The organism is Paenibacillus sp. GXUN7292 (assembly GCF_050864975.1).
Classification (GTDB): domain Bacteria; phylum Bacillota; class Bacilli; order Paenibacillales; family Paenibacillaceae; genus Pristimantibacillus.
This window is the reverse complement of sequence record NZ_JBOZWO010000105.1, coordinates 1-762: the sequence shown is the minus strand read 5'-3', so window position 1 is coordinate 762 and position 762 is coordinate 1. Positions and strand designations below refer to the sequence as shown.

Annotated in this window: 8 tRNA genes; all 8 read left to right on the top strand. The window is 52.6% G+C overall.

What is annotated here, in order from left to right:
• Positions 1-40 precede the first annotated feature (40 nt).
• The 8 genes from ACRRU2_RS28575 (at position 41) to ACRRU2_RS28540 (ending at position 760) form a co-directional block, all read left to right on the top strand.
• Positions 41-117 (top strand) — tRNA-Asp (locus tag ACRRU2_RS28575).
• Positions 118-132: 15 nt separating this feature from the next.
• Positions 133-208 (top strand) — tRNA-Phe (locus ACRRU2_RS28570).
• A 25-nt stretch (positions 209-233) separates the two neighbouring features.
• Positions 234-309: transfer RNA gene (locus ACRRU2_RS28565), tRNA-Thr, on the top strand.
• A gap of 3 nt (positions 310-312) precedes the next feature.
• Positions 313-396 (top strand) — tRNA-Tyr (locus ACRRU2_RS28560).
• Positions 397-403: 7 nt separating this feature from the next.
• Positions 404-477, top strand: a tRNA-Trp gene (locus tag ACRRU2_RS28555).
• 24 nt (positions 478-501) lie between these two features.
• Positions 502-577: transfer RNA gene (locus ACRRU2_RS28550), tRNA-His, on the top strand.
• Between the two features lie 29 nt (positions 578-606).
• Positions 607-681 (top strand) — tRNA-Gln (locus ACRRU2_RS28545).
• 4 nt (positions 682-685) lie between these two features.
• Positions 686-760: transfer RNA gene (locus tag ACRRU2_RS28540), tRNA-Gly, on the top strand.
• The last annotated feature ends 2 nt before the right edge of the window (positions 761-762 follow it).

The window sequence follows — 762 nt, the reverse complement described above, 5'->3', positions numbered from 1 at the left end:
AAAAAATGTTTTACCTTCGGACTTATCCGAGAAATGATGTGGAGCTGTGGTGTAGAGGCCTAACATGCCTGCCTGTCACGCAGGAGACCGCGGGTTCGAATCCCGTCAGCTCCGCCATTTATACCATCATCAGGCTCGGTAGCTCAGTCGGTAGAGCAGAGGACTGAAAATCCTCGTGTCGGCGGTTCGATTCCGTCCCGAGCCACCATTAAGTATGAAAGACATTGGAATATGCCGTTGTAGCTCAACTGGTAGAGCAACTGACTTGTAATCAGTAGGTTGGGGGTTCAAGTCCTCTCGACGGCACCACATGGAGGATTAGCGAAGTGGCCAAACGCGGGAGACTGTAAATCTCTTCCTAACGGTTCGGTGGTTCGAATCCATCATCCTCCACCATTTACCTAGGGGCATAGTTTAAAGGTAGAACAAAGGTCTCCAAAACCTTTGGTGTGGGTTCAATTCCTGCTGCCCCTGCCAGATTTACTTATATGTGTTCACATGGCGGTCGTGGCGAAGGGGTTAACGCACCGGATTGTGGCTCCGGCACTCGGGGGTTCAAGTCCCCTCGATCGCCCCATTTTAAACACATATGAAACTCCAGATTGTTGGGGCATAGCCAAGCGGTAAGGCAACGGACTTTGACTCCGTCATCCCTAGGTTCGAATCCTAGTGCCCCAGCCAGTGTGCGGAAGTGGCTCAGCGGTAGAGCATCGCCTTGCCAAGGCGAGGGTCGCGGGTTCGATTCCCGTCTTCCGCTCCATA